The sequence below is a fragment of the Blastopirellula retiformator genome (assembly GCF_007859755.1).
Lineage (GTDB): Bacteria > Planctomycetota > Planctomycetia > Pirellulales > Pirellulaceae > Blastopirellula > Blastopirellula retiformator.
Genome location: NZ_SJPF01000001.1, coordinates 467,493 through 488,861, shown reverse-complemented (window position 1 = coordinate 488,861; position 21,369 = coordinate 467,493). Strand labels below are relative to the sequence as shown.

General features: G+C 60.1%; 18 protein-coding genes. 13 read left to right on the top strand and 5 right to left on the bottom strand.

Translation table 11 applies throughout. From position 1 onward, the window contains the following. The first annotated feature begins 93 nt into the window (after window positions 1-93). From Enr8_RS02085 to Enr8_RS25200, 3 genes are all read left to right on the top strand, one after another. On the top strand, window positions 94-2,076 hold the full coding sequence (locus Enr8_RS02085; protein WP_146428962.1) for a DUF2207 domain-containing protein: 1,983 nt from the start codon (window positions 94-96) through the stop codon (window positions 2,074-2,076). A gap of 54 nt (window positions 2,077-2,130) precedes the next feature. After that, entirely contained in the window at window positions 2,131-2,697 is a 567-nt protein-coding gene (locus Enr8_RS02080; RefSeq protein WP_186767383.1) for an isoaspartyl peptidase/L-asparaginase, read from the top strand. A 126-nt stretch (window positions 2,698-2,823) separates the two neighbouring features. Beyond that, on the top strand, window positions 2,824-2,964 hold the full coding sequence (locus Enr8_RS25200; RefSeq protein ID WP_186767382.1) for a hypothetical protein: 141 nt from the start codon (window positions 2,824-2,826) through the stop codon (window positions 2,962-2,964). 1 nt (window position 2,965) lies between these two features. Here Enr8_RS25200 and Enr8_RS02075 read toward each other — a convergent pair whose 3' ends face one another. Then, window positions 2,966-4,495, bottom strand: coding sequence for a hypothetical protein (locus Enr8_RS02075; RefSeq protein ID WP_146428960.1), 1,530 nt, complete (start codon window positions 4,493-4,495; stop codon window positions 2,966-2,968). 320 nt (window positions 4,496-4,815) lie between these two features. Continuing rightward, a complete protein-coding gene (locus Enr8_RS02070; RefSeq protein WP_146428959.1) occupies window positions 4,816-5,670 on the bottom strand; it encodes a fumarylacetoacetate hydrolase family protein in 855 nt (284 codons plus the stop codon). A gap of 217 nt (window positions 5,671-5,887) precedes the next feature. On the opposite strand from Enr8_RS02070, the gene Enr8_RS02065 reads away from it, so the two are divergent. Together Enr8_RS02065 and Enr8_RS02060 are read left to right on the top strand one after the other, a co-directional pair. Then, the gene (locus Enr8_RS02065; RefSeq protein WP_146428958.1) at window positions 5,888-8,128 is read left to right on the top strand and encodes a bifunctional diguanylate cyclase/phosphohydrolase; all 2,241 of its coding nucleotides are present in this window, start codon (window positions 5,888-5,890) and stop codon (window positions 8,126-8,128) included. Window positions 8,129-8,145: 17 nt separating this feature from the next. Beyond that, window positions 8,146-10,581, top strand: a complete 2,436-nt coding sequence (locus Enr8_RS02060) for a flagellin hook IN motif-containing protein (protein WP_146428957.1) — start codon at window positions 8,146-8,148, stop codon at window positions 10,579-10,581. A 31-nt stretch (window positions 10,582-10,612) separates the two neighbouring features. Here the strand turns inward: Enr8_RS02060 and Enr8_RS26535 are convergent, their stop codons facing one another. The 3 genes from Enr8_RS26535 to Enr8_RS02045 all read right to left on the bottom strand — a co-directional run bounded on the left by Enr8_RS26535 (window position 10,613) and on the right by Enr8_RS02045 (window position 13,043). Then, a complete protein-coding gene (locus Enr8_RS26535) occupies window positions 10,613-10,921 on the bottom strand; it encodes a type II toxin-antitoxin system RelE/ParE family toxin (protein ID WP_186767381.1) in 309 nt (102 codons plus the stop codon). Continuing rightward, on the bottom strand, window positions 10,918-11,160 hold the full coding sequence (locus tag Enr8_RS02050; protein ID WP_146428955.1) for a hypothetical protein: 243 nt from the start codon (window positions 11,158-11,160) through the stop codon (window positions 10,918-10,920). Before Enr8_RS02050 ends, Enr8_RS26535 begins: the two co-directional genes overlap by 4 nt. An 80-nt stretch (window positions 11,161-11,240) precedes the next feature. Next, complete coding sequence (locus Enr8_RS02045) at window positions 11,241-13,043, bottom strand: ABC-F family ATP-binding cassette domain-containing protein (protein ID WP_146428954.1); 1,803 nt, start codon at window positions 13,041-13,043, stop codon at window positions 11,241-11,243. Window positions 13,044-13,226: 183 nt separating this feature from the next. On the opposite strand from Enr8_RS02045, the gene Enr8_RS02040 reads away from it, so the two are divergent. The 8 genes from Enr8_RS02040 (at window position 13,227) to Enr8_RS02005 (ending at window position 21,369) form a co-directional block, all read left to right on the top strand. Beyond that, a complete protein-coding gene (locus Enr8_RS02040; protein WP_146428953.1) occupies window positions 13,227-14,936 on the top strand; it encodes a pentapeptide repeat-containing protein in 1,710 nt (569 codons plus the stop codon). Window positions 14,937-15,145: 209 nt separating this feature from the next. After that, on the top strand, window positions 15,146-15,778 hold the full coding sequence (locus tag Enr8_RS02035) for a 2'-5' RNA ligase family protein (protein WP_146428952.1): 633 nt from the start codon (window positions 15,146-15,148) through the stop codon (window positions 15,776-15,778). Window positions 15,779-15,986: 208 nt separating this feature from the next. Next, the gene (coxB, locus tag Enr8_RS02030; protein WP_186767380.1) at window positions 15,987-17,000 is read left to right on the top strand and encodes a cytochrome c oxidase subunit II; all 1,014 of its coding nucleotides are present in this window, start codon (window positions 15,987-15,989) and stop codon (window positions 16,998-17,000) included. Window positions 17,001-17,002: 2 nt separating this feature from the next. Further along, entirely contained in the window at window positions 17,003-18,667 is a 1,665-nt protein-coding gene (gene ctaD, locus Enr8_RS02025) for a cytochrome c oxidase subunit I (protein WP_146428950.1), read from the top strand. Next, a complete protein-coding gene (locus Enr8_RS02020) occupies window positions 18,660-19,262 on the top strand; it encodes a cytochrome c oxidase subunit 3 (protein ID WP_146428949.1) in 603 nt (200 codons plus the stop codon). The genes ctaD and Enr8_RS02020 overlap by 8 nt, the downstream gene beginning before the upstream one ends. 9 nt (window positions 19,263-19,271) lie before the next feature. Next, window positions 19,272-20,093 carry a hypothetical protein gene (locus Enr8_RS02015; protein WP_146428948.1) on the top strand — a complete coding sequence of 274 codons (822 nt, stop codon included), beginning with the start codon at window positions 19,272-19,274 and terminating at the stop codon, window positions 20,091-20,093. Then, window positions 20,086-20,844, top strand: coding sequence for a c-type cytochrome (locus Enr8_RS02010; RefSeq protein ID WP_146428947.1), 759 nt, complete (start codon window positions 20,086-20,088; stop codon window positions 20,842-20,844). Before Enr8_RS02015 ends, Enr8_RS02010 begins: the two co-directional genes overlap by 8 nt. Window positions 20,845-20,850: 6 nt before the next feature. Then, window positions 20,851-21,369, top strand: a complete 519-nt coding sequence (locus Enr8_RS02005; RefSeq protein ID WP_146428946.1) for a QcrA and Rieske domain-containing protein — start codon at window positions 20,851-20,853, stop codon at window positions 21,367-21,369.

The window sequence follows — 21,369 nt, the reverse complement described above, 5'->3', positions numbered from 1 at the left end:
CCTTAACGCGACCGCAACGCGATACCGTTTTAACCACCTGACAAAGCGATTCGCACGGACGCAGCGTTACTTACTTCTGGGGGAACACTGCGAATGTACGGCTGGCAACCCTTTCGAGCGATCGTGATCGCAATCGCCATCGCAGCGACACCGCTCCTGTTGCAGGCGACCGACGACGACAACCTGCCGAGCAAAGAAACGATCCACAGCTACGACGTCGAGATCCATATTCAAGAAGACTCGAAGCTGCGCGTCATCGAAACGATCGAAGTCACCGCGCTGGGACGAGACATCCGCCGGGGCATCTTTCGTGACGTTCCGATCTACAGCTTTCCGTATCCCGGTATACGTAAGAAACACGAGTTGCAAGTTCTCAGCGCCACGCGCAACGGCGAACCCGAGAAGTTTCGGGTCGAAGAACCGGACGAAAATCGCCCCTACGACGATCGTGTTTATCTGGGCGATGCAGGGATCAACCTGAACAAGGGAACCTATCGCTACACCATCGAGTACGTCACCGACAACTGGCTCTATCACGGCAATGTTGACGACGAACTCTATTGGAACGTTACCGGAAACTTCTGGAATTTTCCGATCGAGCGGTCGAGCGTCACGATCCATCTGCCGGCCGATTTTCCGGCCGACGAAGTGACGACTGCAGCCTGGACCGGCGCCGACGGCGCAGTCGAACAGGCCTGGCGGCAACTCGACGCTCCGCAGGGAGTGATCAAGCTCGAAACGACCGCCCCACTCGCCAAGAAGGAAGGCTGGACCGTCTCGGTCAAATTTCCGACTGGCGCGATCCATTTTCCGCCCTCAAGCGAAATGTACGCCCAACTTCTCGACGCCAACACCGACCTGATGCTGACGCTGCTGACGATCGTCTGCTCGATCGGCGTCTACGTGGTCGGTTGGATCATGGTGGGTCGCGATCCGGCGCCTGGCGCGGTGATGGTGCAAGATAGTCCGCCGGCAGAGATTTCTCCTGCGTCGGCCCGCTATGTTAGTCAGATGGGATTCGACAACACCTGCCTGGCGACGGCGCTCGTCTACGCCGAAACGCTTGGCGCCCTCAAGCTGGGGCGCAGCCAGATCGGGGATTACAGCGCCACCAAAACCAAAGACTACGATCTATCGCACCTTCCGCCCGACATCGAAGTCCTGTTGCTCGGTTTGTTCGACGACTCTGACAAGATCACCTTCCGCAAATCAAACCACCGGCAAATCCGGTTTGCGCTCGACAACTTCAAAACGACGCTCGCCGCCGCCCACAAGGGAACGCACTTTGTGGTGAACATCTGGTGGACGCTGTGGGGCGTATCGATCTCGGTCGTCGGTATGTTGATGGCGATCCTGTCGACGCCCAACTACGCCATCGGTTTGTTCTTCACCTTCTGGCTCTCCTTCTGGACGATGGGGGTCTTCTTCCTGGGCGCGATGGTCATTACTTCGTGGAAAGCGGTTTTCGACCGCAACAGACTGGCGATTCAGCGCGGCATGATGTTGATTCCCGCCCTGTTCTCCACCGCATTCGCCACGCCGTTTTTCATTGCCGAGGTGGTCGTGCTGGGGATCTTCGCCCATGAAGTTAGCCCCTTCATTCCGTTTGGCGTCATCCTACTGGTCATCCTCGGTTGGCTCTTCTATCGCTTGATGAAACGCCCTACGCACGAAGGGCGCGTACTGCTGGATGAGCTTGACGGATATCGCATCTGGCTCGAAGGGGAGTTCATTCGCCAGGTGCAGTATGCGTCGACTCCGGAGGAAGGGGCGACGTTGTTCGATGAACGTCTTCCCTGGGCGATGGCGCTGGGCCTGTCGGACGGTTGGTACCAACAACTGGGCGAGCGAGTGCTCGAAGCGAGCCACTTTCAAAGCAACGTCCACCATTCCCCTACGCGATCTCTGTTTGGCGTCGGCAGTCCCCGTCCCGGCATGTTTACCGGCGCGGCGCTCGCGGGCGCACTTGGCGGCGCCGTTTCTTCCTCTTCGACCAGCCCCAGCAAAGGGGGCAGCAGCGGCGGAGGGGGTTCTTCCGGCGGCGGCGGAGGTGGCGGAGGAGGCGGCGGCTGGTAATCTTGGTGGGCTAAGCGACAGCCTCATCTGTTCGCTCTAGCGGGAGTCTTCTCTGTGACCGCCGCATCGCTGCAAAAAGTAATCGCTTCGGGCAATGGGCTCGAAGCGACCCGGCTCGCCTATTACCAACTTTCAACCGGCCAACCTCCGCTGGATGCGGCCGTCAACGGCGTGACGATCGTCGAAGACGATCCCAACGAGTTGACCGTTGGCTTTGGCGGTCTGCCCGACGCCAACGGCGAAGTGACGCTGGATGCGGCGGTGATGGATGGACCGCGGCATCGCGGCGGCTCCGTAATCGGGCTGAAGAACGTCCGGCACGCGACCAAGGCAGCTCGACTGGTCATGGAGCAAACGCGGCGGGTGATGCTCTGCGAAGAAGGCGACTCGGCCATCTTTGGCGCCGGCCTCTATGTCGACAACGAGATGGGAACCTGCGGCAGCATCGGGCATGGCGAAGCGAACTTGCTCAATTGCTCCAGCTTTCACGCCGTGCAGCAAACGGGACGCGGCGCCAGTCCCATCGACGCCGGCCTCGAGACGCTGGCGTTTATCGCCAAACGGGCCGCTCCCTACGAGCGCAACGACAAAGGCGAAGTCAACTTTAGAGCGTTTTTCTGATAGCTGTAGCGTTTCTGGCGTTAGTGAGGCAAGCTGGCCAAGGCGACCGAAGCAGGCGAATCCTCAAGATTCGTCGATGCAGGTCAACGCCGACCAGCGCGGCCGCAACCAGTCAGAACGATACAGATGGAGGAAAACCGCTCTAATCTTCAGTTGTTCCTGCTGCACAAGGATGGTCGCCACGCCGGAGTCGCCATTCGCGGCCACAAGAAAATGGCGGTCACCGATGGCGACGGTACCCGACTGGAAGATTGCGTTAACCTGTAAGCTAGGCCGCCGCGCCACGCCGCTTCAGCTTCTTCAGACGACGACGCTCGGCCTTGGTCAGCATGTGATCGGGCTTCGCTTCCAGCGCTGCGATTTCGTCATTGCCGCTGTCGTTGCCATTGTCGTTTCCGCCTAGCGTCAACGGATCCATCTTGATCGTCTCGGGCGGGGCCGAGGTATTGGCTTGCTGCTGCTTGACGACCGCCCGGCGTGCGCTGGCGGCGAGCGGCGAACCGCCCGACTTCTTCTCTGCGGCCGGCTCCGGCTCCGCTTCCGTCTTCGCTTTGCCGCCAAAGCCAAACCAGCCTCGCTTCTTGTCGGACGTCTCTTCCTCGGCAGACTGTTTCTTGACCGGCTTCTTCTCTTTCGCCGCTACCTCGGTCGCCGCGTCCTTCTTGCCGCCAAAACCAAACCAACCGCGTTTCGGCGCTGGGCTCTCGTCGGTCTCCGCTTCCTTCTTGGCGGCTGCGGGCTTCTTGGCAGCTGCGGGCTTCTTGGCAGCTGGCTTGGAAGTGGCTTGCTGGTCGGACGCTTCTCCTTCTTCCTCGGCTTGTCGCTTGCGTCCCCATCCAAACCAGCTTCGTTTCGGCTCGGCCGGGGCTTCCGCTTCGTCGTCCGACTTGGCGGAGGTCTTGATTGTCGGCTTGGCGGCGCGTTTGGACGCGGGGGCCTTTTTGGCCGCTTCCTCTTCGGCGACAGGCTTCGACTTCTTCGAGCCCCACGAGAACCAGCCGGAGTCTGATTCTTCTTCGGACTCGTCCGGGGTAGTCTCTTCCTCGTCCTTCTTCACGATCTTGGGACGCCGCCGCGACGTCTTCTCGGCAGTCGCCTCTTCGGTCGCTTCTTCTTCCGTCGCTTCGACAACCGCCTGTTGGGCGATCAAGCCGATCGCGTCCATCCAGACGAACCGAGCGTATTGCATCAGCATCATCGACAACAACCAAACGCCGCCCAGGTAGAGGACGCAAGTCGACAGTTGAGCGTTGAGTTGGGGAGGCCAGAGAATCAAATTCGCCTGCGAAGCGACGAACGTTCCGAGCGTGAGCAGCGAAAAGGCCGCAACCGCCAAAGCGCCGCGACTGGCGCGGATCTCCCAGACAATTCGCAACAACGCGATTCCATAAAAGAGCGTGGCGATCAGGATCGCCCATCCATGCTCCAGCTCTGCGAATTGGCGACCGCTCGCCTGCTCGATCGCTTGGCCGATCGGGGTCCGAAAGTCGACCAGCAGGTCAACGCCAGCGATTCCCAAGAACGCGACGCCCCACAGCCAAACGTGATAGCGTCCCCGGTAGTCGTCCAAGCGGTGACGGCGAATGCGATAGATGACCAAGGCGCCTTGCGCGGCGGTCCAAAATGCGATAATCGCCAGCCAACCGCCCAAGCTATTGACGCTGGCGAGATTGGCGAACGGCAGCCTTTCGCTGGCATAGTAGTGCAGCGCCGCCAGCAGACCAATCAGCACGATTCCCAGCAGATAATAGGAGCAGACCGAGAACCAGTGGAGCGGAATAAAATCGACCACGCGCACGCGGCGTTCCAGCAGAGCTTGCGCGGAATAACGCCGAGGCCGCTTCCCATTGGCGCCATCGTCTCCATCCGCGTCGCCAGCTTTACGACCGGCCGCGTTGCGATCATCGAGAATGGCGCGTCGACGACGATCGTCGCGCGTTGCGTTCCGCCTGAATTCCATCTTCCCTGACGCTGTGCTAGCAAGTGGACAAGGACGGATCCTTCCGCCGCTGTTGAGAGACCTGACTTATAGGACTTCGGCAGTCAGGCCGGGCCTTCTAAAGGAAGGCTCGGCATGAACTTTTTTCTTACTTATCCGCGCAAACCTGAACTGCGTCGCTAGCGGATCGCCACGCGGTTGGTCAACACGCCGAGCCCTTCGATATCGACCTCCAGCTGGTCGCCCGGCTGCAAAAAGACCTGCGGGTCGCGGGCCACGCCGACGCCATGCGGCGTTCCGGTATAGATCAAGTCTCCCGGTTGCAGCATCACCACGTTCGATAGGTACGAAATCAGGAAGTCGATCTTGAAGATCAGCTGGCTGGTCGACGACTCCTGCATCGTCTCGCCATTGAGACGCATCCGAATCGCCAAGTTATGGGGATCGCCAATTTCGTCCGGCGTGTAAAGCACCGAACCAAGGGGGGCGAAAGTATCGAACGTTTTACCCAACAGCCACTGCTTGCCCGGTTTCCCCTTTTGCCAGTCGCGAGCCGAGATGTCGTTGCCGCAGCAATAGCCGCCAACGTGGCTCATCGCTTCCCCTTGAGGAATGTGCTTGCCGGGCGATCCAATCACGACGACCAATTCCGCCTCGTAGTCGACCTGGTCGCTTTCGGGGGGGAGGTGAATCTCATCATGGTCGGCGATCAGGGCCGAGGGGAACTTGTTGAAGATCACCGGTTCGTCCCCCACCTTGCCGCCGGTCTCTTTGGCGTGGTCGGCGTAGTTCAGACCGACGCAGATCACTTTTTGCGGATTGACGATCGGGGTCAAGATTCGCGAGCCCTGGGGAATCGGTTCCCCCTGCTCGGCCGCCGCCAGCACCTTGTCGCGAACGACGTGCCCCATCGCTAGCAAAGACTTCATGTCGGTCGGCAGGGTGTGATCGGTGTGGTGCAAGTCGATGAAGTCATCCCCTCTGGCAATCGCCGCACGGGGACCCGCTTCGCTTTGATAGGTGACCAGTCGCATGAGAATCGCCTCCAGTAAATTCGCTAGAACCGCTACAGCCGGCGTCGATTAAGCTAGCCCGTCGCAGGGCCGCCGGCAATGCGTCGGACTCTCCTAGTTTAGCAGTTTGACGGTGGCCGTTCTGCGACCTAGGTTTTCTGCAAAGTCCTAAAAATCCGTCTGTACCTACACGTACCAGGCCTCGATTCCCGTTTCGCCAGCGAGCCGCCCGCACCTTATGGACACTGACTCATCCGCCAACTTCGGCGTCGATCCTGGAGAATCGGCCGATCATCGCTTTGGAGCGTTGCAGCAACTGCTGCTGCGCACCGAGGATTTCGATGACGAAGCGCTGGTAGCTGCCGCTCTCGAGCAGCAGAACCAGTTGGTTCAGGTGCGCCTGGGCGTGGCTAGCAGTCTGTTTACGGCGCTGAAAGCGAAACATCCGCCGACCGCCGCCCATTCGCTGCGCGTCGCCACCACCATTTCGACCTGGTCGGCGATCCGGGGAAATTCCCACTCGGAACGCGACGAACTGGAAGTCGCCGCCCTGCTGCACGATATCGGCAAGCTGGCGGTCCCCGATTATTTGCTGGCCAAGCCGGGCAAATTGAACGAAGACGAACAGGCCCTGATGGAAGAACATCATGCGGCCGGCGTCGAAATCATCGAACACTGCTGCTCTGACGCCGGCATTATGTCGGTCATCCGCCACGCTGGCGCCTGGTTCGACGGCAGCAGAAGGACGTTTCCGCTCTGCGGCGACGACATCCCCCGCGGCGCCCGGATGCTGGCGATCGTCGACGCATTCGATTCGATGACGACCGATCAGGTTTATCGTCGCGCTCGCAGCAAAGATCGCGCCTTGGCCGAGTTGTTCGCCTATGCCGGCACGCAATTCGATCCAGAACTGGTCAGCGACTTCTGCACCTTCCAAATGCGGTTCTCCAACAAACTGCAGCATGACGTCGCGCAGCAATGGCTGCGCGATTTGTCGCCGACGCAGGCCAACTCGCACTGGGATCACGTCATCCCGCAGCGAGTCGCTCGGCCGAACCAGCTGCTCAACCTGTTCCACGAGAACCTGTTCCGCAACGTCCATGACGGCCTGATCTACGTCGGCGCCGATCTCAAGATCTTGCGCTGGAACCACGCCGCTGAAACCCTGACCGGGCTCTCGGCCGAGTCGGTGCTTAATCGCAGCTGGTCCCCCAAACTCGTTGGCATGGGAGACGCCTCGGGGCGATTCTTGGCCGAGCGCGAAGATCCGCTGCATGCCGCCATTCAAAACGGCCTGCAATCGGTCCTGCGGCTGACGATTCGGGACGCCCAAGGCGAATACTCAGCGATCACCGCCCACATCTCGCCGGTCATTACCGAAGATGGCATCGGCCGCGGCGCTACGCTGCAGTTGTGTGACGCGAGCGGCATCCAGCGGCTAGAAGAGCAACTTCGCTCGCTGCACGTCAAAGCGACCCGCGATCCGCTGACCAGCTTGGCCAACCGCGCCGAACTCGATCGCGCGCTGCATGAATTGGTTCGCAAGCACAACCAGTCGAACCGTCCCTGCAGCTTAATCATCTGCGACATCGACTTCTTCAAAAGAATCAACGACAACTACGGTCACCCGGCTGGCGACGACGCGTTGGTCAGCTTCGCTTCGCATATGAAACGCCATGCACTGCCCGGAGACGTGGCGGCCCGCTATGGCGGCGAAGAGTTTGTGCTCGTCTGCGGGCACTGCGACATGAAAACGGCCGCCCAACGGGCCGAAGCGATCCGTCAGGAAGTCGCTTCGACCGCGCAGCCTTCGCTGGGCGGCAAGAACTTGACCGCCAGCTTTGGCGTTACCGAACTACAAGCCGGCGATACTCCGGAATCGATGCTCAATCGCGCCGACCGCGCCCTGCTGCAGGCCAAAGAGCTGGGCCGTAACATGGTGATCCAGCTTGGTTCGGGTCGCGACGATAACGAAAAACGAGAACGCCGCAACTGGTGGAGTTCTTGGTTTACGCATCGTTCCCCCGGCGCGCTCGTCGAACGAACGATGACCACCCGAGCGCCGCTGAAGATGGTCTGGGAAAAGATGCGCGGCTTCTTGACCGACCACGTCGCCGAGGTGATCGAAACCAGCGAACAACAACTGACGCTCGCCTTCGACGGCGATTCGTTCGGACTGGCGCGACGAACCAACGATCGCGGCGCCGCTTTGGTCATGACGATTCGTCCTCGCGAACAGCAGGACGACAAAGGCCTGACGACGACCGTCATCGAAGTGTCGGTCGCGCCGCGTCGGAGTCGCGATCGCCGCCGTAGTGATGCGCTACAGCGGGCCCGCCAATTGATGGCGAGCTTGCAGTCCTACCTGATGGTGCACGACTTCAGCGAAGGAGTCGTCGGCGAAGAAAAAGAAGCGCCTAGCTTCTGGGACCGCCTGACTGCGCAATTCAATCAGCCTCCAGCCGACGATCGGCGATAGTAGGCGGGGAACGTACGATGATCCGAATTGGGGCACAACTGAACGGATTGGAGCGTACGCTCCTGAACAACCTTAACAAGGCGAACACCGCGGCCGCGCAAAATGCACTGCGGCTGTCGACGGGCAAAAACGTCAACTATCCCAGTGACGACCCCGCCGCCTTTTTCGCGCTCAGCGGTTTTGAGACGCGTCTGAAAGTGGTCAACAGTACGTTGGTGCAGGTCGATAAAGCATCCTCGATCGCCGCCGAATCGCAGTTGGCGCTCGACCTGATTCGGACGCAGATTGACGTAATTCGCAGCACGCTGCTCGAGGACGAAGATCTTTCGCTCACCCCGACCGAGCGGTCCGACAAGCAGCTGGCCATCGACTCGGCGCTTCAGGAAATCGATCGTCTTTCGGGAACCGAAGTCAACGGCCGGCGGATTTTAGACGGCTCGAGCGACTTCCGCGTCAGCGGACAACTGACCGGCCAGGTACGTAGCGTCGACGTCTACTCCCTTGGCGCACCGACGTCGCTCACATCGGCCAAGCCGGCCGAACTGACGTACACCGGATCGAACCGCGCCATTTCGGCCGACGCCAATATCACGCTCACCGGCGCCTTCGGCAGCGCCACGATCGAACTGACGCAAGATCAGTCGCTGCAATCGGCCGCCGCCGAGATCAACGCCCGCACCTCGATCACCGGCATTCGAGCGACGGCGTCGGACAACGAGCTCTCGCTCGAATCGATCTTCAACGGCGACGCGGCCTCGATCGCGGTTGCGGTGAACTCCGGCGCCTTCGGCGTCACCGGCGGAAACGGCGACGGAACCGCCCAGGGAAGCGACGGCCTGTTGGCGTCCCAACCATCGATCGCCGGAACCGTACTGGAAGCGGCGACGCAAGGTTCGCTCACCTACGCCGGCGCCGGCGGACTGATCACCGCTGACGCCTCCTTCACGCTTACCGGCGCGACCGGCGCCGCCAGCATCTCGGTCACCAATGGCGAGACGCTCAGCGAAGTCGCCGACCGAATCAACGCCCAAAGCCACGCGACCGGAGTGCTTGCCGACGTCGATGGCGACGACCTGAACCTCACCAGCATTAACTACGGAACCAGCGCGACGGTCGCCGTGGTCGTCGACAGCGGCGCCTTTGGCGTCACCGGCGGCAATGGGGACGGAACCGCCCAAGGGACCAACGCCGTAGCGGAAATCAACGGCAAGGTGATCTCCGGCAATCAGGCGGCGACAGCCGCAGCGATCACTCATACCGAACTCAGCGGTCAATTGCAGGGGGACGTCGACTTCACCCTGACCGGCGATCTTGGGTCTTTCGCCTTCAGCTTTAACAATGGCGATGCGCTGGCGACGCTCGCCTCGGCGATCAACTTGCAATCCGGAGTCACCGGCATCGCAGCCAGCGTATCTACCGATGGTTTTGATCTGGTTCTCGAGAGCGTAGCGCAAGGCGCCGGCGCGACGATCGATTTGGAAGTAACCGACGGAGAATTCGACCTGACCGTCGACGAAGAAGCGACCGCTACCAGCTATGTCGCCGCCCAACAGGCCGAATTGATCTATGAAGGCGCCGATGGCCGTGCAACCGACGCCGCCTCGTTTGACTTGACTGGCCTCGACGGAACGACATCGGCGTCGATCGTCATCGCGGCCGGAGATACCTTGTCGTCGGTCGCTCAGAAGGTCAATCAAGAGACGCTCAACACCGGCGTGGCGGCCAGAGCGGTTGGCGATCAGCTGGTCATCTACAGCGTCGAATTTGGCACCGACGCCTTCGTCGACCTCGACATCAATAGCGGCACGTTCGACACGACCGGCGGCGACGTCGACCTGATCGCCACCGGGGTCGACCAGCAAATCACCGTCGCCGGCCAGAACGAGGTGACCAACCTGTACGCGGTCGATGGCAACCGCTTCTATGTCAACGACAACGGGAACAGCTTCACGATCGAATTCACTGGCGGCTTCTCCGGCGACTTCCAGACGATTCGACTCAGCGACGCCCCGACGCTAAAGTTCAATCTGTCGACCGCCATTGGCGATATCACAACGCTGGCCCTTCCGGCGGCGACGACGTCCCGGCTCGGCGGATTCAGCGGCGTGTTGGCGGACCTGCGAACCGGGGGACTATTCGCCGGCTTGGGCGGAAACACCTCGGCGGCGATCCGCGTGGTCGATGAAGCGCTGGCCGAGTTGACGTTGATCGAAGGTCGCGTCGACGCCTTCGCCGATGGCGCGGTCGCATCGAGCTCCGCACTGCTGACCGGCCTGAAGTCGACGCTCGAGGACTCCATCGACAGCATCAATGAAGTCAACGAGGACGAAGAGTCGCTTCTCCTAGAAAAGAACCGCCAACTCGCCGATAGCGTCTTAGCTTCGCTGGCGATTCTGAGCGATCAGCGGTCGAAGATCGTGCAGTTGATTGAGAGGATGGCGGGGTTGAGCTAGGAATCCGCGAGCCTTCTCGAACAAACTGCGGTTAGCGACTCAAAAGAGCCGTTTGAAATCGCGAGCGCCATGCATAACACGTCGTATCACGATTCCTTCCGCGACATCTGTCTGAATAGATCACAACGCAGGAGTGAACGGAAAACACACGGACGCCTGGCCAGATGTCTTCGCGGAGTTCTCCCAAGAGAGGAGCTGACGCGTACAAGTACGCCTTCTCGTAAATCTCATCGAAGGGGGCAATCGCGTTCTGTGGACTCTGCTGCTCAATCGCGATGTAGTCAATGATCGAATTGACGTCATGATCCGCTTGCGAATCCCAGAATACGCGACCACTCACGCATTCTCTCCGTTCACGCTGGACTTCCAACGCTGTTGGGCTTCTCGTTTCAACGCTTCGGCGTCGATTTCGACATACTCACCCTGTTGCAACCGTTCTTCGCTCTCTTGCAACGTTTCGCGCAGCTGATCCAATTCTTCCTTATAAAGCTGAAACTCCGTAACCGCTTCTGCAACGCTCATCTTGGAGCCGCTCTCTAAGAGCTTGCCGATGAAATTGATGAAGCTGCTGCAGTTCATGCGTCAAGTCGGTCGCCATGGGAATCTCCGGTTTGCGATCCTTCTATTCTACGCTGCCGCCGCCGCGCCGCGAAAGCAAATTAGTATCCGTCCGCTTCCATCAGCTCTTCGTTCAGCTCTAGCCACTGTTCTTCCAACTGCTCCAGCTCTTTGGAAACGGTCAGCAGTTGCTCGTGCGTTTTCTCGGCTTCCTTGGGATCGGTCAGCTTCATCAACTTGTCGTTGATCCCCTTTTTCTCGGCGTCCATCTCGGCGATCTTGGCTTCGATCTTCTTCAGGTCCTTGCGCATGGTCCGCAACTGCTTGTTGCGATCGCGACGATCTCCTTTGTCTCCACCACCGCCCTGATGATCGCCGCCCCCGGATGAGCCGCCGCTTTTGACGCCTCCCCCTTCTTCGTCGATTTCCTGGTTCAAGCGATAGACGTAGTGATCGTAGTCGTCAGGAAAATGAACGACGCGGCCATCCCGAACTTCCACGACGTTGGTCGCCACACTCTTCATGAAGTAGCGATCGTGGCTCGTGAAGATGACGGTGCCGTTGTACGTCTCCAGGGCACGAACCAGCGACTCGACCGTTTCGACGTCCAAATGGTTACCCGGTTCGTCGAGAATCAGCACGTTGTGCTTGCCCAACAGCAAACCCGCCAAACAAAGACGAGCCCGCTCGCCGCCGCTTAGAACCTTGATCTTCTTCCGCACGTCGTCGCCGCGGAACAAGAAGCTACCGGCCACGTTCAGCACCTGTTGCGTGCTCACGTCGGGGTCGGCCGCGGTCCGCAGATATTCTTCGCAAGTCTCGTTGCCGGGCAGCGTCGTATAGACGTGTTGAGCGTAAACGCCGACGTCGGCGTGATGTCCCCACTTCACGTCTCCTTCGAGCGGATCGATCGACCCAACCAACGTCCGAAGTAGCGTCGTCTTGCCTTGGCCATTGTCGCCGACCACTCCGATCCGTCCGCCATGCTCGATGTCGAGCGTCACCTCGTCGGCGATCTTTTTGGTCGGATAGCCGATCGTCATGTTGTCGCAGCGAACGACCGTTCCCTTCCGTTTCTCGACCATCGGCACGCGGACGTAGGCCGACGCCTCGTCGTCTTCGATCTCGATCAGTTGCAAACGATCCAACTGCTTCGCTTTGCTACGGGCCTGACTGGCGGTGTTGGCCTGAGCGCGATTCTTTTCGATGAACCGTTGCAGCTGCTTTTGCTTCGCTTTGGTCGCCTGATTGACGCGTTGGTCGTGTTCTTTCCGCTCTTCCTGAACCACCAGGTAGGCGTCGACATCGCCGGGAAACATCTGCAGCTTGCCGCGGGAAAGTTCCAGCGTGTGCGTGCAGGTTTGTTTAAGAAACGCTCGATCGTGGGAAACGACCATCACGCCGCCACGGAAATCGAGCAAGAACCGCTCCAGCAGCATCTGCGTCCGCAGGTCGAGAAAGTTCGTCGGTTCGTCCAGCAGCAGGTAATTGGGATCTTGCAGCAATAGCGCCGTCAGCTTCACGCGGGTCTGCCAACCGCCCGAGAGCTGGCGGACCGGCGACTCGAGCATCGCCCCTTTGATTTCGAACTGCCCGGCGATTTCGCCACACTTCCAATCAGGCTGCCCACTGTCGCGCATCAGGAAACCGACGACCGTTTCCCCTTCTTCAAACGGATCGTGCTGCCGCAGATAGCCAAGCCGAAGCTTGGGATGGAGGACGACCTCCCCCTTCTCCAGATCTTCGTCCCCCAGAATTGCCCGGCAAAGGGTCGACTTGCCGGCGCCATTCCGCCCGATCATGCCTACTTTTTGCCCTTCGACCAGCGAGACGCACGCTCCGTCGAGCAGCACTTTGTGGCCAAAACGTTTAACGGCATTTTGAATCTGGATCAGCGGAGTCACGGCGCTTCGATCTCGACAGAAAAAAATGAAAGAATGCTAACCAATTCTTAACGAGCTCGAACCTACCCAAGATGGTGGAACCGCCGTATCCTAACTTTGCCCATTTCTTTGGAGGCAGGAACACGAACGGAACACGGCGAGGGGAGCAGGCTCACTCGTCGGGCGGAACGCACCACAGCGAACATGAATTCTCAGCCCGGAGGCGCTATTTTCACCGAATCTCGCCGAGCGTCCAGAGCGCCCTACAATGATGCGGCGCTGGCGCCGGAGCGATTGGACAAGCTGCGCGTGCGGCATCCGAGCTTCAGCGGCGACTGGGCCCATCTGGCCCGGCTCGAGGCCGAACTGGCGATCGAGGCTGGTTCGGCAGGCCGATTTGAGCGCTGGAACCGTTGGCGATTGGAGCAACCAGCGGTCGACAATCCCCGCTTTGAGCCGGTCCATCTTGAGGGCGCCTCCCTCCGGAGAGCGGATTTTCGGGGCGCCAACCTCGACGGCGCCTTTTTCTGCCAGGCCGAATTAGCCGGCGCCGACCTGCGGGACGTCAGCGGCAAACGAACCGACTTTCATGCCGCCAACCTGGCCCGAGCCGACCTCTCGCGCGCCGATCTGACCGGCGCCCAACTGCACGACGCCAGCCTGATTGGGGTGATCGCGGTTGGCGTAAACCTAAGCCAGGCCGATCTAACCGGCGCCGATCTGGACGAAGCCGATTGCCGCGAGAGTCGACTGACCGGCGCGACCCTGACCAAAATCCGCGCTCCCCACATCATCCTGACCGACGCCGATGCCAGCGGGGCTCTGCTGCACCACGCGAATCTGGAGGAAGCGACCCTCGAGAGCGCCAATTTGTCCGCCGCCAATCTGCAAGCGGCGAATCTCCATTACGCCAATGGTCACCACGCCAACTTCTGCGGCGCCAAACTTGATGACGCCGATCTGTCGGGCGCCAGTTGCCTGGGCGCCGATTTCACCCAAGCCAGTTTTCATGGCGCGATCTTGCGCCAGGCCAATCTCGGTCGGTGTCAACTGACGCCGGTCTATGGACTGCTGCTGGACGAAACCTTTCTGGCCGGCGACGAGTTTACCTCCCAAGCTTCCGATCCCTGGAACCGCCTACTTTCGACGTACACCTGGCCGCGCTGGCTAATCATGGCGGCCTGGATGACGCTTTTCTTAGTGCCGTTTGCGATTCGCCCTTCGGTACCGACCCCACAGCAGATGATCGAACCGCAGCCGGACGCCAGCTTTTTGCAACTGCAGGAAGCGGCAACCCGGCTCTCGCTCAGTTCGCCCGAGTTCGAGCGGTTCACCACCGAGCGCTATTACGCACTGCTCCCGCGGATTCACTCGGCCGAATCGGCGCCGATGCAGTTTTGGCTGGTCTTGGGAGGCGTCGAAGGGTTAATTTTTTGGCTCGGTATGATCGTCATCGTGGCCGCCTTGTGGCAACGGGCCATCCTCAATCACTATGTCTCGCGACTCCGGCGGAAGGCGAAGATGTTTCGCCGCACCCCATCCGCCGCCGAGTATTGCGGTCAGTTCCACAGCAACAGCGAAGAAGACGAGGGAGGCGCGACCGCCGCCATCTACTATTGGCTGGAAGGGCATCTGACCGAGCGCGTGAAGATGACCGGGGGCGACATCGTCCGGTTTCGTCCTTTTCGGGTGCTGGCCCTGCCTTCCTGGATTCACGCGCTGCTTTCGCGCTGGAAACGGCTCTGGAACAAAGTGCTGCCCGACTGGGCGAAGACGCCTCCTCCGGCGTCGTTGGCGGTCGTGTTTGGCATCTATCGAATGCATCGAGTCAACCGCCTGCTGATCTGGACTTGCTTCACGCTGATCGCATTTGTCTGGCTTCGCTGGGCCGCGATGGCGTATCTCGGCATGTAGCCCGGAAATCTCAGTCCCAAGCGGGTCGGGCCAACGAATATCAGAAGAGTCCCTGGTTTCTGGTGAAAAGAGGGGGGTTTTCGCGGTTTGCCTGCTTATCGGCGCTGACTGACTCTGCCCAGATTCCCCATTCGCTGTTGTCATCGAGGGGCGGATTTGTTCCACTCTGATTTCAAGCTTGATTGACCGGCCAACATGATCCGCCCGCTATGGCTCGAAACTTCGTTACCGACTTCGTCTCGATCGACCCCAGCCCAGAATGGGCGGTAAAACTGCGCGCCTACAAAGATGACGTGCGTCAGCTGGTGGGAGATCAAGCCTATCTTGACGATCCCCCCCACATTTCCGCCTATCAGGCCAAGTTTGCCGAGGGCGTCGAAATCGACGAGACGATCGCCGAAGTCGCCGGTCAGTTCTCTCCGATCGCCATTGAATTTGAAGGCTGGCACGTCATGGAGGCCGATCCCTGGACCGGCGAACGTGCACTCACGATTCCTGTCGGCGCCGCGGCCCAAGGCTCGCTTCAACAACTGCAGTCGCAAATCATTGCCGCGATCAGCGAACAACGGGATCGAGAAGCGACCCTGCTGCACTACCAAAATGCGCTGGCGAACTTCTCCGCGGCCGAACGCGACGCGATCGAGCAGGTTGGTTTTCCCTTCTGCGGTCCGTCATGGCAGCCGCGCTTCATGATCGCTTCGATCCGCCTGTCCGATTGGAAACAAGTTGCCGATTCGCTTCTCCTTCGTCCGCCCACCGGCAGCGCTGTTTGCAGCAGCGTCACGCACTACCGGGTCATCGACGGCGAGACCTATCCTTTGCAACGCTACGACCTGCGCTGATGCATCGACGTCCCTGTTGCGTCACAATAGGTAGCCTTGGCGAGTTTGAACGCGCTCGCTTCGCAACATTTTGCAGAGAAGAGTTGACAGCACCCCGCCTAACAAGCGAATGTAGTGCGATCGATGCTCAACATGGACGATTGCACCCGACTGGACGAGGCGAATGCGAAGTTTGCGCAAGGAAAGATTTCGCCAGGCATGCCGCGGCATGACGCGCTGGCTTCTTGCTTTGGCGCTGGTCGTCGCGTTTCCGCTGTGGGCAAACGCCCAGACGCCTGACATGTTCAATCCTGCGAGTCCCGACGCTACCGAGATTCGCGAGCTGTTCTACTTGGTCCTGGCGATCTCGGCGATCATCTTTCTGCTGGTCGGCGGAGCGCTCGCCTACTTCATCATTCGCTTTCGAGATCCCCCCGGCGCCCCGCGCGACGATTCGGAACCGCCGCAAATCTATGGCAGTCAACCGATCGAGATCGCCTGGACGCTTGCGCCCACGCTGATCGTCTTGGTCCTCAGCCTGGTGGTGATTCGCTCGGTGATTGCGATGCGTTCCGAAACGCCGGTTGCCGGCGAACTTCGCGTTCGCGCCGTCGGCCATCAGTGGTGGTGGGAGTTTGAATACCCCGATCTCGGCTTCACTACCGCTAACCAACTGGTCATCCCCACCTCCGAGGAAGACGCCGAGAAGCCGGTCTTCATGCAGCTGGAGTCGGCCGACGTCATTCACAGCTTTTGGGTCCCCAAACTGGCCGGCAAGACCGACCTGGTGCCGGCGCAGACCAATCGCATGCGACTGCAGGCCGATACCCCTGGCATCTATGAAGGCCGCTGTGCCGAATATTGCGGAACTCAACATGCCCGGATGCTGATCCAGGTCACCGCCGTCTCGCAGGCCGAATTTGATGCTTGGGCTGAAAATCAGAAGAAGAACGCGGTGGTCGCTCCCGGCGTTGACGAAGGTCGGCAGATCTTCATGGCTCAGGCCTGCGCCAACTGCCACACCATTCGGGGTGAACCGGCAGTTGGCAAGTTCGGCCCGGACCTGACCCACTTGATGAGCCGCACCACAATCGCCGCCGGCGTGCTGGAAAACAATCGCGAGAACCTCTCCGACTGGCTGGCCGATCCTGACAACGCCAAGCCCGGCAGCCACATGCCCAACATGCGGCTTAGCCCAACGGAAGTGAAGCAGTTGGTCGATTATCTGATGACGTTGGAATAACCATGGCGATCGCCGAAGCGGAACAATCGAGCGCACCGTTGCCGCTGGTCACGCAGCTGCACGGCTGGGTGACCACCGTCGACCACAAGCGGATCGGGATCATGTACATCCTGATGAGCTTTCTATTTCTGGTCGTGGGAGGTATCGAGGCGCTGCTGATTCGCCTGCAATTGTGGGTTCCCGACAATACGCTGATCGGCCCCGACACCTTCAACCAGCTCTTTACGATGCACGGCACGACGATGATCTTCTTCGTCGTGATGCCAATGCTGACCGGCTTCGCCAATTACATGGTGCCGCTGATGATCGGTTGCCGCGATGTCGCGTTTCCGCGTTTGAACGCGCTCGGCTTTTGGCTCTCCTTGTTCGGCGGCTGCATCCTTTACACCTGTTACTTTACCGGCGACGCGCTGTACGGCATGGGATCGGCGCCCGACGTCGGTTGGTTCGCCTACGCGCCGCTCACCTCCCCGGCGTATGCCCGCGGCGGCGCGGTCGACTACTGGATCTTGGGAACTTCGGTCAGCGGCGTCGGCGCGTTAACCTTCGCCGTCAACCTGATCGCCACCATCCTGACGATGCGGGCGCCCGGCATGAAGCTGAACCAGGTTCCGCTGTTCGTCTGGATGATGCTGATCGACTCGTGGCTGATCCTGGTCGCATTTCCTCCGCTGACCGCCGCCCAGATCATGCTGATTCTCGATCGCTACGCTGGGGCGCATTTCTTTGACACGCAAAGCGGCGGCTCGGCCCTGTTGTGGCAACACCTGTTCTGGTTCTTCGGACATCCGGAGGTCTACATCATGGTGTTGCCGGCGTTTGGAATTATTTCCGAGATCATCCCAGTCTTTTCTCGTAAAGTGATCTTCGGCTACGCGTCGATGGCGGCGGCGACCGCGGCCATCGGCTTGATCAGCCTAGGCGTGTGGGCGCACCACATGTTCACCGTTGGTTTAGACGATCGGCTCGACGCTTATTTCTCGGCAGCGAGTTTTTTGATCGCGGTACCAACCGGCATCAAGGTCTTCAACTGGACGGCGACGTTGTATGGCGGTCGGCTGAAGATGCGCACCCCGATGCTGTTCGCCCTTGGCTTTCTCAGCATGTTCTTGATCGGCGGTTTGACCGGCATCATGCTGGCGACCGTTCCGGTCGATTGGCAGGTTTCCGACAGCTACTTCCTGGTCGCTCACTTCCACTATGTGTTGTTCGGCGGAAGCCTGTTCGCGCTAATGGGAGGTTGCTACTACTGGTTCCCGAAAGCGACCGGCAAGATGCTGAGCGAGAAGCTGGGGCTGTGGCACTTCTGGCTGCTGTTTATCGGCTTCAACCTGCTGTTTGGCCCAATGCACATCGCGGGCATCCTGGGGATGCCGCGTCGCGTTTACACCTACGAAGCGGGACAAGGCTGGGAGATCTGGAATCAGATTTCGACCATCGGCGCCTTCGTCATGGGCTTCGGCATTCTGTTCTTCTTCATCAACATCGCCGTTTCGCTTCGCTCTGGCAAAAAAGCGGGCGACGATCCTTGGGACGCCTGGACGCTGGAATGGGCGACCAGCAGCCCGCCGCCGTCGTACAACTTTGAACAAATCCTGGCGGTCCGCAGCCGGCGCCCGCTTTGGGACCTGAAACATCCGGAAGATCCGGACTGGAAATATGAGTAACTCCACCGCCGACGAACTTCCGCCGATCGAGAGCAGCGAATTTCCGCTGACGACGGCGCAAGTCGGGATGACGGCATTCCTCTGCTCCGAGGCGGCGTTCTTCAGCACGCTGGTCGTCGCCTATTTGATTTACCTGGGCGAAGATCAAAGTGGGCCGACGCCAGCCGAGTCGCTCAGTCTGACCCGCGCCGTAATCAACAGCGCTTTCCTGCTCGGCAGCAGCGGCACGATCATGCTGGCGATGAACGCTCGTAAGGCGAACAGCCTGAGCGGGTTCAGCATCTGGATGTTCCTCACGATTACGCTCGGCGTGCTGTTTTTGGTCGGCACCGCCTACGAGTGGGAAGAGCTGATCTACAAAGATGGCCTGACGATCGGCCGCAACCTGTTCGGCACCACGTTCTATACGCTGATTGGTTTTCACGCCTTTCACGTCACCGTCGGATTGATCTTGCTAACGATCATCACCTGCCTAGAGCGGGCCGGGCGGATTTCGCCTGACGCCGAGGCCCCAGAGCTGGTCTCATGGTATTGGCACTTTGTCGACGCAGTTTGGATCGTCATCTTTGGCGTCGTCTATTGGATGGGAACGTAACGAGCCACCATGTCTGAATCGTCTTCCAATTCCGAAACCTCGCCGCATCCCGAGTCGATCGCGATGCCTCGGCCGACCGCGTGGCCAATGGCGCTGGCCGCCGGCGTCGGACTGTTGGCGCTGGGAATCCCGACCAACTTCGTCTTTTCGCTGGTCGGCGTCGGCATCATCATCACCGCGCTGTTCGGCTGGTTCGGACAACTGCTGACCGAAGACGCGGAAGTGGAAGAGCCGCTAGTCGCGCCGGAACTGCGAGCCAAGCCGATCCAGCCGTCGCGCAAGCGCGTACTTGCTCCCTCGCCAGGACAGCGACTGGAGCTTCCCGAGAAGGTTCACCCTTACTCGGCCGGCATCAAAGGAGGACTCGCCGGCGGCGCCGTCATGGCGGTCGTCGCATCGCTGTATGGTTTGTTCAGCGGACGAGGTTTCTGGTACCCGATCAATCTGCTGGCCGCGATGATCTTGCCCGGCTTTGCCGATAACACTGTCGCAGAACTTGCCCAGTTCAGCATGGCGGCGCTCATCATCGGCGTCGTTATTCACCTGGCGACTTCACTGATGGTCGGGCTCTTCTTCGGCGTGCTGTTGCCAACGCTTCCCAACTCGCCGGTGTTCTGGGGAGGCGTCGTTGGCCCGCTCCTCTGGTCCGCATTGATCTACGCCTTCATGGGCGTGCTGAACCCGGTGATGAGCCAGTTCGTCAGTTGGCCCTGGTTTATCGCATCGCAGTTTGCCTTTGGCATCGTCATGGGCATGGTCGTCGTCCGGTCTGAGAAAGTCTCGGCCGCTCGACTGACGCCGCTCGGCGATCAGGAGCCTCGCGATGCCTAAAACAAACATCACTCAAGCGCTCGCCGCCCTGCTGCTCTCCACAGCAGCGATAGTTGGTTGCGGCAAACCTGACCCGACCGATCGCTACGTCCGTCCAGATGAAGTCACCGACTTCGTCAAACTGTTCCAAACCAATTGCTCTGGCTGTCATGGCGCGGAAGGCGAGATGGGCCCTGCCCCGCCGCTGAATGACTCGCTGTTCCAAGCGATCGTCAGCGATGAGCAACTGCACGACACAATCGCCAACGGTCGCCCGAACACGCTGATGCCGGCCTTCGCCAACAGCAACGGCGGCGCCCTGACGCCGGAGCAAGTGAAGATCGTAGTCGCCGGAATCCGGGAGACCTGGAAGGCGAGCGACGCCTTTTCCAGTAACCTTCCCCCGTACCAAGTTTCGGCCGATGATCCGGCTGGCCTGAGGAACGCTGACGTCGCCAGCGGCAAAGAGCTGTTCCACACGTCCTGCGCCAAATGTCACGGCGACGCTGGCGTTGGTGAAGAAGATGGCGCCGGTCCGCTCGACGATCCGTCCCTGGCTCGTTTGATGAGCGATATCGAACTGCGTCGATTCATCATCACCGGCCGTCCCGATCTAAAAATGCCCGACTTCGCCACGATGGGCAAGCAATCGCACACCGGCGAGCCCTTCACGTCGGAGCAAATTTCCGACATCACCGCCTACGTCCGCTCGCTGCAAAAGCCAGGCGCCGTCGCCGCCCAGCGTCAAGTCGACCAAGAAACCGCCAACTGATTGACCATGAAACACGCGACATCCAACTCGAATTCTACTGACGAAGAACGTCGTGGCTTGCTGAAGTGGACCGCCATCTTGCTGGGCGGCCTGGCGTCGGCCGCCGCCGGCATTCCGATCGTCGGCTTTTTGTTCGGCCCCTTGCGCAAACGGGACGACCAATGGACGACTGCCGGCAAGGTAGATGAGTTCCCCGTGGGCAAGACCCGCCTGGTCGATTTACAAAATCCGCTGCATAGCCTGGGAGATGGCGACGCCGGCAAGATCGCGATTTATGTCCGCCGCGCCGACGAGGCGACCTTCCAGATCTTTGCGATCAACTGCACGCATCTCGGCTGTCCCGTCAATTGGCTGGCCGACGCCGGACTGTTTATGTGCCCCTGTCATGGCGGCGTCTACTACGAAGATGGATCTCACGCGTCGGGGCCGCCGCCGCGAGGACTTTATCAGTACGAACATCGCCTGGAAAAAGGGGACCTGCTGGTAAAGCTGGGACACCTGCCGACCCTTCAGCAACCTGGTTAA